The organism is Bacillus sp. EA-CB0995 (assembly GCF_055814245.1).
The window spans coordinates 4,102,150-4,117,688 of the sequence record NZ_CP169269.1; the positions used below are offsets into that span (position 1 = coordinate 4,102,150).

Below are 15,539 nucleotides of genomic sequence, written 5' to 3' on the forward strand. Positions count from 1 at the left end.
ACAAAATCCGTTAGAAACTTAGATAAACTGAAACTTCCATCAGTGGAACCAATCGGGCCTTTATAGGCAGTTATACCCCACTATCTTCCTCGCTCCTCTCTGAATCTTGAGGTAAAGGTCTTATTGACCGCGAATAGCGGGACAAAAAAACGGTTCAACTTGAAAGTTGAACCGTTCCATAAAAAATTATTTTCCTTGTGTTTTTTCCCAATCCGCTAAAAACTTTTCAATTCCTTGATCTGTTAATGGATGTTTCACTAATGAAGCAATAACATTTGCTGGAATTGTTGCAATGTGCGCACCATTTAATGCTGCGTCTGTTACGTGTACAGAGTGGCGAACAGATGCTGCAATAATTTCTGTTTTAATGTCATGAATTACAAAAATATCTGCGATTTGACGAATTAGATCCATACCATTGTGACCAATATCATCTAAGCGACCTAAAAATGGTGATACATATGTTGCACCAGCACGTGCAGCCATTAATGCTTGTACAGCTGAGAATACTAATGTTACGTTTGTACGAATACCTAAATCAGCAAATGCTTTTACTGCTTTTAAACCTTCTATTGTCATCGGTACTTTTACAACAACGTTAGGTGCAATTCTTGCTAATTCTTTTCCTTCTTCAATCATTTTATCTGCTTCTAAGCTAATAACTTCTGCACTTACAGGACCTTCTACAACACTGCAAATTTCACGAATGCGTTCATGAAAATCTACGCCTTCTTTTGCAACAAGAGATGGGTTCGTTGTTACACCTGCTAATACGCCAAGAGCATTTGCCTCTTTAATTTCATCAATGTTTGCTGTATCAATAAAAAATTTCATGTTTTTTCTTCCTTTCTGAATTCGAGTATATGTTTATTTTTGCTTAATAAGGCCTAATTCAACCAAAATAATTTTTTTACTTTTTTCTTCGCTTTTTTCTTTTTCCACACTTACCGCTGACGCAACTGCTTTGGAATCTGTTAAGATGATACCGGTTACATATACGCTTTTTTGAATGACATTTTCTGCATCATTTTGTACATCAACTACTATTCATTTAACGCCAGTATCTGCTATCACCTCTGCTTCTTCATGCCAACCAATACGTTGATTTTCTTTAAAATCAAGTACTGTATAGCAACAGCAGTTATCTTCGTTATATCACATACAGGAATATCAAAGCAATAACCAAGATCGGTGATCAGACGTCTGTCCATATAAACAAGTGTAAAGCCCCTAAAAACATCATTGTTGATAAAAGTTGCTATTTTCCCTTTCTCAATAATGACACCGTTTATTATTCCCATTATACGAACAGCAAGCAAATCCACTCCTATTGCAAAGAATGAATTCATACCAGCAATAAGTGTACGTAATAATGCTAAAATAGAACCTACTGATAAGTCAATACCTCAAAGTTAAAATTACGCTAAAAGTCATAATTTTAACTGTATTCGACAGTTCAATATACGCTAATTAAAACTTCACCATCCAATAATCATCTGCACTTCTCGTACTTTATCTCGTGATGGCATTCCACCTTGAGCTCCTAATTTTGTTACAGAAAGCCCTGCTGCAATGTTTGCAAAATGAATTGCTTTTTGCAGTTCTTCTCCTTCAGCAATCGCAACTGCTAATGCACCGTTAAATGTATCTCCAGCTCCTGTCGTATCGACAACTTCTACAGAAATACTTGGTACATGAACAATTTCTGTTCCATTATGGAATCGAACACCGTTTTTCCCTTCTGTCATTAACAGTTTATTAGGATATTTTGCAAGTAATGATTCGATTGGTGACGTGAAGTCATCTAGAACAATTCGGCATTCATGTTCATTTGGCGTAATGTACGTTGCCTTTTGCAGCACTTCCTCTGGTAGTACTTGTGCTGGAGCTGGATTTAAAATTACTGGAACTTGATGTTCTTCACAAATTTTTAGTACATACTTTACTGTTTCGAGTGGGATTTCTAACTGCAAAACAACCATATCCGCTTTCGTAAGAAGATCTTTTGCATGATTTACAAGTTGCTCACTTACAAGACGATTTGCACCTTGTACAACAATGATACTATTATCTTCTTCAGCCAATACAATATGGGCAATTCCTGTTGTTTCATTTGTAATCGCTTCCACACAATCAATAAAAATACATTCATTCTCTAAATTTTTTCGAACAAACTTTCCGTAATTATCATTTCCAATCGCTCCAACCATCGCAACATTTGCGCCTAAACGTGCTGCAGCTACAGCTTGGTTTGCACCCTTTCCACCTGGAACAGTATGAAATGCTTCCCCAATTACTGTTTCCCCAGCTTTGGGGCGTTTTTTTGAAATGGCAACTAAATCCACGGAAATACTGCCGATTACCGCAATATTCGCCAATCTTTTTCTCTCCTTACTTCGTTGTATTTCGCTCTATAATTGTAATTGCTAAACGATGATGCTCTTCCTTTAATTGACGCCCTTCTATTTTCTCAATTAATAACTGCGTTGCAATTTTACCCATCTCATAAATAGGCTGTGCGACGGTTGTAATAGCTGGATACATCATTTCAGCTAAAGAAATTCCATCAAATCCGATAATTTGTAATTCATTTGGAATAGATATTCCCTTTTGCAATGCTGCCTTTACTGTACCTAGTGCAATCAAATCATTTCCTGCTACAATACCATCAATATACGGATGCTTCTCCAGCAGTTCAGAAGCAACACATTCACTTTTCATAGGATGAAATTCACTTTCTGCAATAACGTAAGAAACATTTTGTTTCGTGACAGCATCGATAAATCCTTGAAAACGCTCATTTGCAGTACTGAGATTTCGCGGTCCACGAATATGCGCAATCGCTTGACATCCTTTTGCTAATAAAAGCTCTGTCGCTTGTTTACTTCCAGCATAGTTATCGGCATATACTGTTGGAATACGTTCATGAAACACGCGGTCAATCGCTATAACCGGCACTTGTAGATTCATGTAATTACTACTATTTTGCGGACTTGTTGCGACAATAAAGCCATCGACATTATTTTGTATAAGCACATCAATGTATTGTTTTTCTTTTTCTAAACTTTCATCAGAATTACATAGCACAACCGTATATCCTTGTTTATGAGCTACGTCTTCTACTGCCCGGGCTACCTCTGGAAAGAATGGATTTACGATGTTTGGGACAACTAATCCGATTAGACGAGAACTCTTATTAGATAGAGAACGTGCCACCGTACTTGGCTTATAATCTAATAACTCAATTGCCCGCTTTACTTTTTTGAGCGTATCTTCATGCACATATCCATTCTTATTCAATACTCTAGAAACAGTAGCAACGGATACCTCTGCTAATTTGGCGACGTCTTTTATCGTACTCATTCTTTTCCCTCTCTATCATATGTAACCGTTTACACAAATAATATAACTTATTCAGTAAAATCCGTCAATTGTTTATAAGTAAAAAGACGCGATTAAATCTATGTAAAAATACAAAGAGCATCGCCATTATAGGCGATGCTCTTCCTTATTATGAATAAGATACACTTGCATCTTTCTCTTCTGTTTCATTCTTTTGTTCTTCTGTTTCACTATTTTGTTCTTCTGTTCCCTTTTTACGACCAGAAAGCTTAATTTTCTTCAAGAAAAGTGTAAATACGGCACCGACTACAATAAATACTAATCCAGTCATAAATACATGATGAAGAGAATCTAATAATGATGTCTTCAAGACAGGTACAATGCTATTTGCGATTGCTTCTGGCATTTGCTTCAATGATTCTGGACTAAATAACATTGAATATAGCCCTTGTGGATTTGTGTGAATCATGTCTTTAAACTTCGCCGCTATTTCCCCTGCTTGTGGTGGGAACGTATTTAGCACAGGTACTAACTTATCTGTTAATACTGTACCGGATGTGTTATTCATAATAGAACCTAAAATAGTAATCCCAAATGTACCACCGATTTGACGGAAAAATTGACTCGATGAAGTCACAACTCCAAGATCTTTTTTCGGGAAGCTTTCTTGTAATGCTAATGTTAAGGTTGGCATTACAAGACCCATTCCTAAACCAATAACCATCATATATGACGATGCGACGAGCTTACTTGTATGCATATCCATTGTAGTTAAAAGCCCGAATCCACCGGCCATAATGAGCATTCCAGTGATAATTTGTGGCTTTACTCCCACCTTTAATACAAGCTGACCACCAATAATACTTGTAATGATCATCGTGATCATCATTGGTGTCATAATTGTTCCCGATTCAGCAGCACTTACACCTACAATTCCTTGCATAAAGAATGGTACAAACGTAATGGCTCCAAACATTCCAACACTCATAAAGAAACCAATTGTATTTAATAGTGTAAATGTACGATTTTTAAAGAAATGGATAGGTAAAATCGGTTCTTTCGCTTTTGTTTCGACAATGACAAAGCTTATGAGACCAATAACTGCAAGCGCAAATAACCCAATAATTTGCCAAGAACCCCAAGCGTAGTCTTTCCCGCCAAATGTTAATGCTAATAATAAGCTCACAACACCGAGAATCATAGTGAAAATACCCGCGATGTCAATTTGAATTGGGCCAGTTTGTTTCTGTCCTTTTAAGCCCATTGCGATAAAGATTGTCGCTATAATCCCAACTGGTAAGTTAATGTAGAACACCCATCTCCAGCTCATTGAATCAACAATCCAACCACCAATTTGTGGACCAATGACAGAAGCAAGACCATAAAGTGCTCCAAAAATCCCTTGCCATTTCGCACGTTCTTTCCCTGTAAACATATCCCCAATGATAATCATGGCCATTGGCATCATAATACCGCCGCCTAGCCCTTGAATACCACGGAAAATAATTAATTCTGTCATACCATTTGCCATACCACAAAGCGCAGAACCAACCATGAAGATAATTAATCCTGTCAAATATACATTGCGGCGACCTAACAAATCTGCCAGCTTACCAGCAATTGGTACAACCGTTGTTGATGATAACATATATGCTGTTGTTAACCACGTCATTAAACTTAATCCGCCAAGTTCACCGACAATACGCGGCATTGCTGTACCGACGATTGTTCCGTCTAATGCAGCAAATAACATTGCGATAACTAAACCAATTAACAACAATGTTCTATTTTGATTTTCTTGTTGTTCCATATAATCTCCTCGACTCTCTTTATTTTTCTCTTTCTTCTCTGATGTTTGACAAATAATTGCTTCTAGTTTTTCAAACAAACGAAGTAAGTCTTCTCTCTCTTGTACTTCTAATTGTGAAAAGTATTTTGCAATATGTTGATTCCGAGCAGTCATTGCCTCTTCTAATACATCTTTCCCCTTCGCCGTTAACTCAATTATGACAACGCGGCGATCATTTTTATCATGATAGCGTAAAACCAATTCGTGATCGATTAAACGATCGATCATCACTGTGATTGCACTTGGCTTCACATACATTTTCTTCGCTAATTCTGTCGCTCTTGCTGTACCATAATGATTTAAGATTTTTAAAATATAAAATTGCGGTGGTGTTAGTCCAGATGATTGCAATTGCTCTAATAACTCCGTTTGCATTTTCTTTCCAATAGAAAATGTAAGAGCCTGAATTTTATCAATATGAGTCATATCATTTTGCATATGTTCCACCTCTTATTTAACCCCTAAAATATTTAACATCTTTAAATATTAAACTGTGCAATTAATAATGTCAAACATTTTTATCTTCCACCTATGTTCTTTGTTTTCTTAGAATCTTCAGGCGAGAGGAGCTTACTTGCCGCAAATAGCGGAATGAAAACGCCCACAATTCTATAACCAAACTCATAACAAAAATCAAGAAAAATTAGAGTATAAAACTATGAGGGATAATTTTACAAAAACAAAAACTACCATTACTATTTACACAAACATAGCAATGGTAGTTTTCGCTTTTTTATAAAATCAATTCAATTGTTTCAATAACTTGGATACTATCCTTCACGGATTGAACAATCGTACAATTCTTCACAGCAAGCTCTAACGCCTTTTCTAACTGCTCTTGCGCGATTCCCTCCGCCTTTATTTTATAGTGCAAATGAATACTCTCCACTGGTTTTGACAAAACTTCACTTCTTACAATTTCAGCTTCAATTGTAAACTCATTATACGTAATACGTTTTTTTCTAAAATCGTTCGAAACACAATCGAACTGCATCCTGCAATCGAAGCAATAAGAAGTTCTAATGGTGTATACCCATTTTCTTTTCCAATTTGCAATTCACCATATGGGAGATCAGTTGTTATTTCATTGCGCTTGACTGTTAGTTTCATATGCGTTCCCCATTTCTACTTGCACCGTTTGCTTTCGTTTCTTATTTATATAATAATACACGTAGCAAAAAATGATAAATGGGATGCCGCAATATAATGCCATGCGCTGTTCTGGGATAAAAGCTAAACTAATCACAACAATGCTATTTAAAATAAGCGCTGCAATTGGAACAATCGGATATAATGGTGTCTTATATTTTAATTCTTCCAACTTGCCACCATTCTTCAAATATTGTTGTCTAAATCGAATTTGTGAAAATGCGATAATAATCCAACTCGCTACTGCTGATAAACCTGCAATAGATAGTAAATACATGTATACTGTACTTTCTGCGAATACACTTGTTAATAAAGATAGTGCTGCAACAGCTATCGTCACAACTAATGCAGTAATAGGAACACCTCTTTTATTTAACTTCTTAAAGGAAGTTGGTGCCATACCTTCATTTGATAGCGACCATAAAATACGTGTTGCTGCATATAACCCAGAGTTTGCTACAGATAATAGAGCAGTAATAATAACAAAGTTCATAATATCCGCTGCATATGGAATACCGATTTTATCAAATACAACAACAAACGGGCTTTCAATAACTCCCGCTTCTTTCCAAGGAATCAGTCCTACTAAAATCGTCATTGTTAAAATGAAGAATAACATAATGCGCCATACTGTATTACGAATTGCACGCGGAATAGTTTTTTCCGGTTCCTTACTTTCACCTGCTGCAATCCCAATTAACTCTGTTCCTTGGAAAGAGAAGTTTACAGTAATCATTGTTAGTAACACAGCTCCAAGTCCATTTGGAAATAATCCACCATCTTGTACAAAGTTAGAAAAAAGCGGCGCCGCTTCTTTTCCGTCGTATGGTAAAAACCCGAGCAATGCACTTCCACCAAGAAGAATAAATCCAATAATGGTAACTACTTTAATACTTGAAAACCAAAATTCTAATTCTGCATAGCTTTTTGCTGATACTGCATTTGTAATGAATAAAAGACTGCCAAACACGAGGCACCATACCCAAGTATTTACATCAGGAAACCATCTTTTCATCATTAAACCAATTGACGTTAACTCTAAACCAACAGTTACAGCCCAGCCTAACCAATACAGCCAGCCAATCATAAATCCTGTTCCAGGTCCGATAAATTTCGTTGCATACTTTTGAAACGATCCAGAAACAGGCATTGCAACTGTTAGTTCACCAAGGCAAAGCATCGTTAAATACATAATAAACCCACCGACTAAATAAGAAAGAATTGCTCCTCCTGGTCCTGCTTGATTAATTGTATATCCTGATCCGAGAAAGAAACCTGTTCCGATTACTCCTCCGAGTGCGATCATAAATAAATGTCTACTTTTCATTGTACGATGTAATTGCTCATTCGTTGTTTGATTCATCTTCTTCCTCCCCTAAACGCCCTCTGTATTTTAAAATTTCTGATAATATAAAATATACAATAAAGCGTTTACAATTTCTATATAAAATTAAAACTTTTCTAAAAAAATAACTCTTGCATAAAATAATATGCAAGAGTTATCCCGCATTAACGGGCAATAACCCCCACCTCAAGATTGAGAGAAAAGCGAAGAAGATAGGTGGGGATAACTGCCCGTAAATGCCCGATTGGTTCAACTAACCATCAGTGGGGGATGAAGCCCCCTACTGATGGAAGTTTCACTTTATCTGCTCTCTAAGCGTCTTGAAAAAAGAGACAAGCTATAATTTACAATGAAATACATACATGCGGCGAGAATAAAAGTTGGAATCATATAGTTTACATTTTGACCATTAATAATTTGAGCATTATGCATTAATTCTGGCAATGAAATTACGACCGCCAACGATGTATCTTTTAAAAGGGATATAAATTGACTGACAATCGGCGGCACCATACGTCGCAGTGCTTGCGGTAAAATAATATGCTGAAGCGTTTGTACATACGATAGTCCAGAAGCGCGCGCTGCTTCAATTTGTCCCTTCTCAATTGATAATAAACCACTGCGAACAATTTCTGATATCATCGCTGCTTCAAATATCGTCAAAGCCACAATGGCTGCTGTTGTAATCTCTAATTTCAAGCCAGCTTCTGGGAGCGCAAAATATGTAAAGAAAATAATTAATAACAGCGGTAAATTACGAATGATTTCAACAATACAGGCAAGTATTGCTGATACAACCGGTATTTTCGCATATCGTAACGTACCGATTACACTACCAATTATAAAACTAAGGAAGATTGCTATAAGAGCGACTTCTAACGTAATAAGTAGTCCTTTTAGTAAAAAAATAACATGATCTCCTGTATAGGCACCCCGAAAATCCATTTACACAGCTCCTTTCGCCAAGTGTTTCTCCAAGTATCGAACACCCATGCTAAGCGGAACAGTTAAAAGTAAATAAAACATACCAACAAATATATATACATCAAATGTGACAAATGTTCTTGTAGAGATTAAATCACCTTGGTACATTAAATCCGCCCCAGCGATAATACCTAGTATAGAAGAGTTTTTCACTAAATTTAGGAATTGATTACCTAGCGGCGGAATCACAATTTTTACTGCTTGCGGCAAAATGATATAATACATCGCTTGCACGTACGTTAAGCCAGAAGAACGTGCTGCTTCCATCTGCCCTTTCGGAACTGATAAAATTCCTGCACGAATTGCCTCTGTAATAAAAGCCGCTGTATATATAGTAAGTGCAGTTGTACCAGCAACAAAGCCACTTACTGTAACGCCAATTACCGGAAAAGCAAAATAAAAAGCAAATGCAATTAGAACTAACGGGATATTCCGAATAAACTCTACATATACTGTACCCATCCAATTTAGAACCCGAATTGGCGCAATTCGCATCACTGCGATTATGATACCAAGAATAAAACTACCAATTAATGCAACAATACTAGACATCAATGTATATTTGAATCCCTCTAAATACAAATCTAGATTATTTGAGAGAATAGAAAAATCGGGCACAAACTCTCCCTCTTTCTTTATAACAAGAGGATGATTATTTCTCATCCTCTTGTTATCATATATTTTGTAGTTTTACTCAGGCTTTTTCCCAATCCACTTTTCATACAACTTATCGTACTCTCCATTTGCTTTCATCTCTTTTAATAGCTCATTAATTACTTTCGTAAGCTCTGTTTCTCCTTTTCTCACTGCAATACCATATGGTTCGTCGGTGAAGATTTTTCCAACAACTTCATAGTTTGCATCTTGCTTTTCCATACCATATAAAATGGCATTATCTGTTGTTAAAACATCGCCTTGCCCTGCCTTCAATGCCGTAAATGCTTCGCTATAGTTTTCAAATTCAAGCACAGTCGCTTCCGGTGCTTTTGCACGAATATTGTTCGTAGAAGTAGAGCCTTTTACAGCTAACACTTTTACACCTTTTTTCACGTCAGCTATATCCTTAATTTTACTTCCCTTTTTCACAAGTAAAGATTGTCCTGCTTTAAAATACACATCTGAGAAATCAACTTCTTTTTGCGTTCCTCGGTAATTGTCATTGTCGCAATAATTGCGTCAATATCACCGTTTTTCAACATCGGGATGCGCGTTTTAGAAGTAACTTCTTTTAATTCTAACTTATTCTCATCGCCTAGAATTTTTTTAGCAAGTGCTTTCGCAACATCAATATCAAATCCTTCTACCTTGCCCGTTGACGGATTCTTTAATCCAAATAGATTTGTATCATACTTCACACCAACAACTAATTTTCCACGTTCTTTAATTTGATCAATAACAGTTTCTTTCTCATTTTTTACAGTTTCTTTCGTTTCCTCTTTCTTATTTCCGCACCCAGCTACAATCAATGTAAATAAACACGCAAAAGCGATAAGTGTAAACCACTTTTTCATTTTAATCATCGAATTCCTCCCTTAATGATTAAGCACGCGACTTAAAAATAATCGTGCTCGTTCTTGCTTTGGATTTGCAAAGAAATCAACAGGTGCTGCTTCTTCCACAATTTGACCCTTGTCCATAAATAAAATACGATCAGCTACCTCACGAGCAAACCCCATCTCATGTGTAACAACAACCATCGTCATTCCTTCTTTTGCTAATGTTTTCATAACGTCGAGTACCTCGCCAATCATTTCGGGATCAAGTGCAGAAGTTGGTTCATCAAACAGCATGATCTCCGGCCTCATTGCTAGCCCCCTTGCAATGGCAACGCGCTGTTGCTGTCCGCCTGATAGTTGATGCGGATAGGCATTTACTTTATCAGTAATCCCCACTTTTTCTAAGTAAAACATAGCAATTTTTTCTGCTTCTTCTTTCGGCTTTTTGAGTACTTTTATCGGGGCAAGTGTAATATTTTGAAGCACCGTTTTATGGGGATATAAATAAAAATGTTGAAATACCATGCCGATGCTTCGTCTTAGTTGATTTATATCTTTCTTTATCTCATGCACGTTTACACCATTCACAAACAATTCACCATTCGTAATCATCTCTAGTTGATTCATGCAGCGCAGCAACGTGCTTTTTCCTGATCCCGATGGACCAACGACCACGACGACTTCCCCTTTTTCAATTTGCAAATTAATATTTTTTAAAACCTGAAAGCTGCCGTAATATTTATTGACATCGCGAAAGACAATCAATCTACTCCCTCCTTTACAACTCAAAAAAGCCTATACAGTTTTTTATATTCGAAAACACCTAAAAAAATAACTAGTAATCTTTTAAACATGAAAAAGAAGCAAAGAGATTGCTCTCTTTGCTTCTTTCACTTCTTTTATGAAACCTCTTCTTGTTTATCTTTTCTATCAATACCAGTTCACAAAAGTTTCCACAAACCCTCCTTCATTTAAATTGGAATTTTCAGGATATACAAAAGGTATAAAATATACACCTTATGCAATTCAATATTATTTCGAGAAAATAAACACATTTTTGCATAAAAACACAGAATATATTTATTTAGTAAAAAACAGAACAGCAATTATCTAATATAATCTCTATACTCAAACTAGCCTAAAAAAAACTGACCATGACTCCACTAAAGAGTGCTTTAGGTCAGCTTTTTTCTTAACATTCAATAATTGCTTTTCTTGCAAGAATTCTCTGATGAATAGCACTTGTTAATGTTTGAAAATGCTCTGGCATTTTCTTACCGTTAAACTTTTTCATGATTGTTCCATATAAAGCAACATCTCGAAGACGCATGAAAAGCAGCAAAGCATCATATGAGGAATCATCAAGCTGGTGCTCTGTCTCATATCCTTCTCGTAATACTTGCAACTGATGACGTGCAAAAATCGTCTTCTTCTCTTCCGGCCAATCTTTTTGTAAGACAGAATAATACAAAACCATTGCAAGGTCATGTATAAAATAATTATACGTTGCATCATCAAAATCAAAAATTGTTAGCTCTTCATTTTCATAGTGGAAATTTCCATGATGAATATCTCCATGAATTAATCCAAATGTACAATTTGTAGAAGGTAAATTCTTAATTTCTTCTATAATTTCATAAGCGATTTGCTGCAGCTCATGATCTTCCTTTAACATATCAATAATTGTAATTTCATCATCCATCCACGTAACACGATTCTCTGTTTTTGGATAATGCATTGTAAGCCTATGTAACTGACCAATTGCTTTCCCCCATGCATAAAAGAGCGTATCATTCCAAATATCAGGATCGTTATCTTTCACCCTTTCTCCTTTTGCATAATCAAAAAGAGAAACATAAAAAGAAGTTCCATCAGTTGCTTGTAGACTTTCGACAAATAGAGCATTTTTTGAGCGATGCGGCGCAGCTACCTTTGCACCGTTTTTCCCGAGATATGCTAGAAAATCTAATTCGGCCTCAATTTGCTTATATGTACGATGAGATGAATGTGTCAAACGCAAAACATATGGTGTACTTCCTTTTCCCTCTGCACGAAAGATATAATTTTCAAAGTCTCCTAATGGTTCTTCCGTAACAGTTACACCGAAGCGTTTTGCCCCTTCTTGTAAAATTTCTTTTGTAAATACTTGTTCAACTGCTAACTCCATATAACCCCTCCTTTTTCGATCCTCTCTACTAATTCGTTATGAATCTTAAAATCACTGCTATGAAATGTAACAAAGTGTTCGCAATCCTCGCTCAAATGTATGTTATACACCAATACATGAACAATTGTAAAAATAAAAGGAGTAGAATATTCTACTCCTTTTCAACCCTATTAATAGAGAACATATGACTATATTAAGTTAACAAATTTATCCCGTATTAACAGACAGTAAGCCACCCCACCTCAAGATTCAGGGAGAAGCAAAAAAAGATAGTTGAGGAATGAAGTCCCCCAACTGATGGAAGTTTCACTTTATTATAACTTAGATTAAAGCTTATACAATCGTATATTCCATCTTTATATTACTACCATGTTCCCTCTAATATTAGCGCATAAATACCCATGCTCATAACAAATAGTGAAACCCCTAACGTAATAATCCATAATGGAATTTTCAATTTTTTTACTTTAAAATACGCTCCATACCCTTTATATTTAAGAGAGCGATATAAACTGATTCCTCCTACAAAAATCATAAAAACACTTAAAATATGTACGACATACGGCAAGCTCCCACTCCTTAAAAAAACCTCTTTATAAGATTATCACATCACCCTTTTATTTACAGTAATTTCTAAATAATATTTATCATGAAAATATCAAATGAATAAAATAATTTCGGTTTTCTTATTGAGCTAAAGTGGTAGGTTAATGCAAGTTGTCGGGTAATCGGAGAGAGTTACTTCATTGGTAAAGATGCTCTACAACTGCGGGAAGCTGCTGTCCACAACGGAAGTGCCTAATGATGTCCAACTTCGTGTTTACACAGACAGGGATTGGGTCAAAAAAATTGAAATCCAAGACACAGGGCATGCACCTATAATCTTTTTAAGAATATGCTAAATCACATATAACCGAAGGGGGCTGGCTTATTATGTTTGAGCATTTTGGGTTTGTAGAAAAGTGCGACACAATTCCAATCGAATTTCCCCCGCAGTACCAACCTCAGCAGCCGGGTATTGAATCTTTGATGATTCCAAGACCTATCTCCGAAAATCCTAATTATTCTGGAAGCAACAAACTATTGAACAAAGTCGCCATCATTACTGGGGGAGACAGCGGGATTGGCCGGGCTGTCTCCATTGCTTTCGCAAAAGAAGGGGCGGATATTGTAATTGTTTATTTAAATGAGCATGGGGATGCATCCGAAACAAAAGACAGAGTGAACCAATTAGGCAGACAATGCCTGACACTCGCAGGTGATATTGGAGATGCCGGGTTTTGTCATTATGTCGTAAAAAAACAATGGAAGCATTTGGCCATCTTGAAATCTTGGTCAATAATGCGGGAGAAGCACATACACAAGCAAGTATCAGCGACATTTCAGCAGAGCAGCTCGAACGTACTTTTAAAACAAACATTTTTTCATATTTTTATTTAACACAAGCAGCCATGCCCTATTTAAAAAATGGAAGCTCTATTATCAATACGGCTTCACTCGCCGCATACAACGGACTTGATCCCGCGATTGATTATGCCGCTTCCAAGGGAGCTGTCGTTGCATTTACCCGCTCGTTAGCATTATCAGTCATTAATCAAGGAATCCGGGTCAATGGCGTTGCTCCAGGGCCTGTATGGACCCCTCTTATCCCTTCAAGCGCTCCGCCGGAACTTTATGCAACATTTGGAAGCATTACACCAATGAAACGTACTGCACAACCTTTTGAACTGGCACCTGCCTATGTTTATTTGGCGTCGGACGACTCCTCATATGTGACAGGACAAATTCTTCATGTAAACGGTGGAGTGATTATAAATGGATAAGAGTGAATTCCTTCGATTCAAACTTTATTATAAAAAATTGTATTTTAGTGGAAAGAAAGACGCCGTTCTGATCAATCTTTTTTCAAAATGACGTTTTTTTATTTCCTGTTACATATGGAATGAATACTCCCCCACATAATATCGTATGTTCTTCTTAGCTCAATGAGTTTTTTGTAGTGATAGAAAATAGATTGTTTATCTTTGCTTGTTCGCTACAGCATACTTCTAAATCATTCTAATGTGAGTAAATAGTTGATTAACGCATCTTGCTCTTGTTTTGAAAAACCTGTAGCAGAATCTACCCAATATTTATGTCCTTCCCCCGTAATATGTGCGTCTTGTAAATCTTTTGAATTTTTGTTTGCTTCGATTACTTTTCTTCTCAAGTTTTGGTCAATTAATGCTCGCAAGCTGTTAAATGGATTAGGCTCAATTCCTTTTGATACCGTTCCTGTCATACCTAGTTCACTCTCCACGTTTTGGCCAACCGCAACACCTCCATCATGTAAATACGGCGCTCCCCAATAAAGCCCTAACAAACTTGGAACTTTGTAACCACCAGGTGAACCATTTAACATATATGCTAAATCGATTTTCTCTTTATCTAACGAATAAGCCGGAACTTTTAACTGTTTCGCTCCTTTCGGTACAGGTACTGGTGTATCTGGTGAATATATGATAGGATCTGCTAAACTTTTACCTATTGCTTCAAATGATTTCGCTCTTGATGGCTCGGTCTTAATTTCATTAACTGGGATAATTCGATTATTTGTGTAGGTTTGTCCAGCATGACAAGTAATACAACCTGCACGTGCAAACACACTCTTCCCTTGTTTTATCGTCTTTTCATCAACAGATAATGGGGGCTTAGGAGAAACAAATGTATTTTGTAATGCAGACATTCCATTATTTTGCTCCATAACCCGATAGCCAGGGGAACTTGATAATAAACCATTAGGAGAGATTAAAGACGGTCTTGGAAATGTCGGAAGCGTAATTAACTCATTTACTCCTGGAACTCCTGGAGTAGGGTCTACTGAAGCAAAAAACTCAGATGGTTTCTTTCCACTTTTAGGATCATATCGATATTTTAGATTCGCTGCATTTTGTAACATTGTTCCTAAATAAACTTCCTTGTCGATTTTGAAAAGGAATGGACTAGCATGTGCTAATGTCGTTAAATCTGAACCTTGAATATTTACAGCACTATTAATTACACTTAGTCCTTTAAACGGACCAGCTTGTGCAAATCCATTCCACCCATAAGGATGATCTCCAAATGTAAAAGAATCTGGAATTTGTGTTGGATTATTCACCAAATCACTACTCGCATCAAAATTTCCTCTTGGCCATTTTAATAAAGTACGATCTACAGTCTCCTCTA

11 protein-coding genes and 5 pseudogenes are annotated in these 15,539 nt (G+C 36.5%); 1 reads left to right on the forward strand and 15 read right to left on the reverse strand.

Annotated elements, in window-relative coordinates; translation table 11 throughout:
• Positions 1-186: 186 nt before the first annotated feature.
• From fsa to ACEWFJ_RS21190, 14 genes and pseudogenes are all read right to left on the reverse strand, one after another.
• Positions 187-834 carry a fructose-6-phosphate aldolase gene (gene fsa / locus ACEWFJ_RS21125; protein WP_429710319.1) on the reverse strand — a complete coding sequence of 216 codons (648 nt, stop codon included), beginning with the start codon at positions 832-834 and terminating at the stop codon, positions 187-189.
• Between the two features lie 272 nt (positions 835-1,106).
• Positions 1,107-1,406, reverse strand: a pseudogene (gene rbsC, locus ACEWFJ_RS21130) (ribose ABC transporter permease); the annotation flags it as partial.
• Between the two features lie 72 nt (positions 1,407-1,478).
• Entirely contained in the window at positions 1,479-2,378 is a 900-nt protein-coding gene (gene rbsK, locus ACEWFJ_RS21135; RefSeq protein WP_473689813.1) for a ribokinase, read from the reverse strand.
• A gap of 13 nt (positions 2,379-2,391) precedes the next feature.
• Positions 2,392-3,363 (reverse strand): LacI family DNA-binding transcriptional regulator, encoded by a 972-nt coding sequence (locus ACEWFJ_RS21140; protein ID WP_473689815.1) that lies wholly within the window; start codon positions 3,361-3,363, stop codon positions 2,392-2,394.
• 148 nt (positions 3,364-3,511) lie between these two features.
• Positions 3,512-5,152 (reverse strand): MDR family MFS transporter, encoded by a 1,641-nt coding sequence (locus tag ACEWFJ_RS21145; RefSeq protein WP_473692633.1) that lies wholly within the window; start codon positions 5,150-5,152, stop codon positions 3,512-3,514.
• A gap of 168 nt (positions 5,153-5,320) precedes the next feature.
• Positions 5,321-5,629 (reverse strand): annotated as a pseudogene (locus ACEWFJ_RS21150) (MarR family winged helix-turn-helix transcriptional regulator); the annotation flags it as partial.
• 295 nt (positions 5,630-5,924) lie between these two features.
• Positions 5,925-6,301, reverse strand: a pseudogene (locus ACEWFJ_RS21155) (OsmC family protein).
• On the reverse strand, positions 6,276-7,703 hold the full coding sequence (locus tag ACEWFJ_RS21160; RefSeq protein WP_473689816.1) for an amino acid permease: 1,428 nt from the start codon (positions 7,701-7,703) through the stop codon (positions 6,276-6,278). The pseudogene ACEWFJ_RS21155 and the gene ACEWFJ_RS21160 overlap by 26 nt, the downstream one beginning before the upstream one ends.
• A 282-nt stretch (positions 7,704-7,985) precedes the next feature.
• Positions 7,986-8,630, reverse strand: a complete 645-nt coding sequence (locus ACEWFJ_RS21165; RefSeq protein ID WP_473689817.1) for an amino acid ABC transporter permease — start codon at positions 8,628-8,630, stop codon at positions 7,986-7,988.
• Positions 8,631-9,287: an amino acid ABC transporter permease gene (locus tag ACEWFJ_RS21170; RefSeq protein ID WP_473692635.1), complete on the reverse strand. Its 657-nt coding sequence runs from the start codon at positions 9,285-9,287 to the stop codon at positions 8,631-8,633.
• A gap of 72 nt (positions 9,288-9,359) precedes the next feature.
• Positions 9,360-10,189, reverse strand: a pseudogene (locus tag ACEWFJ_RS21175) (glutamate ABC transporter substrate-binding protein).
• A gap of 12 nt (positions 10,190-10,201) precedes the next feature.
• Positions 10,202-10,930 carry an amino acid ABC transporter ATP-binding protein gene (locus tag ACEWFJ_RS21180; RefSeq protein ID WP_473689818.1) on the reverse strand — a complete coding sequence of 243 codons (729 nt, stop codon included), beginning with the start codon at positions 10,928-10,930 and terminating at the stop codon, positions 10,202-10,204.
• Between the two features lie 427 nt (positions 10,931-11,357).
• Entirely contained in the window at positions 11,358-12,332 is a 975-nt protein-coding gene (locus tag ACEWFJ_RS21185; RefSeq protein WP_473689819.1) for a phosphotransferase enzyme family protein, read from the reverse strand.
• Between the two features lie 364 nt (positions 12,333-12,696).
• Positions 12,697-12,900, reverse strand: coding sequence for a hypothetical protein (locus ACEWFJ_RS21190; RefSeq protein WP_253628600.1), 204 nt, complete (start codon positions 12,898-12,900; stop codon positions 12,697-12,699).
• 365 nt (positions 12,901-13,265) lie between these two features.
• Here ACEWFJ_RS21190 and ACEWFJ_RS21195 point away from each other — a divergent pair.
• Positions 13,266-14,155: pseudogene (locus tag ACEWFJ_RS21195) on the forward strand (SDR family oxidoreductase).
• 230 nt (positions 14,156-14,385) lie between these two features.
• Here ACEWFJ_RS21195 and ACEWFJ_RS21200 read toward each other — a convergent pair.
• Entirely contained in the window at positions 14,386-15,471 is a 1,086-nt protein-coding gene (locus ACEWFJ_RS21200) for a hypothetical protein (RefSeq protein ID WP_473689820.1), read from the reverse strand.
• Between the last annotated feature and the right edge of the window lie 68 nt (positions 15,472-15,539).

Coding starts and splice junctions, on each gene's coding strand:
- fsa (WP_429710319.1), bottom strand. CDS start 834: ATGAAATTTTTTATTGATACAGCAAACATTGATGAAATTAAAGAGGCA.
- ACEWFJ_RS21140 (WP_473689815.1), bottom strand. CDS start 3,363: ATGAGTACGATAAAAGACGTCGCCAAATTAGCAGAGGTATCCGTTGCT.
- ACEWFJ_RS21145 (WP_473692633.1), bottom strand. CDS start 5,152: ATGGAACAACAAGAAAATCAAAATAGAACATTGTTGTTAATTGGTTTA.
- ACEWFJ_RS21160 (WP_473689816.1), bottom strand. CDS start 7,703: ATGAATCAAACAACGAATGAGCAATTACATCGTACAATGAAAAGTAGA.
- ACEWFJ_RS21165 (WP_473689817.1), bottom strand. CDS start 8,630: ATGGATTTTCGGGGTGCCTATACAGGAGATCATGTTATTTTTTTACTA.
- ACEWFJ_RS21185 (WP_473689819.1), bottom strand. CDS start 12,332: ATGGAGTTAGCAGTTGAACAAGTATTTACAAAAGAAATTTTACAAGAA.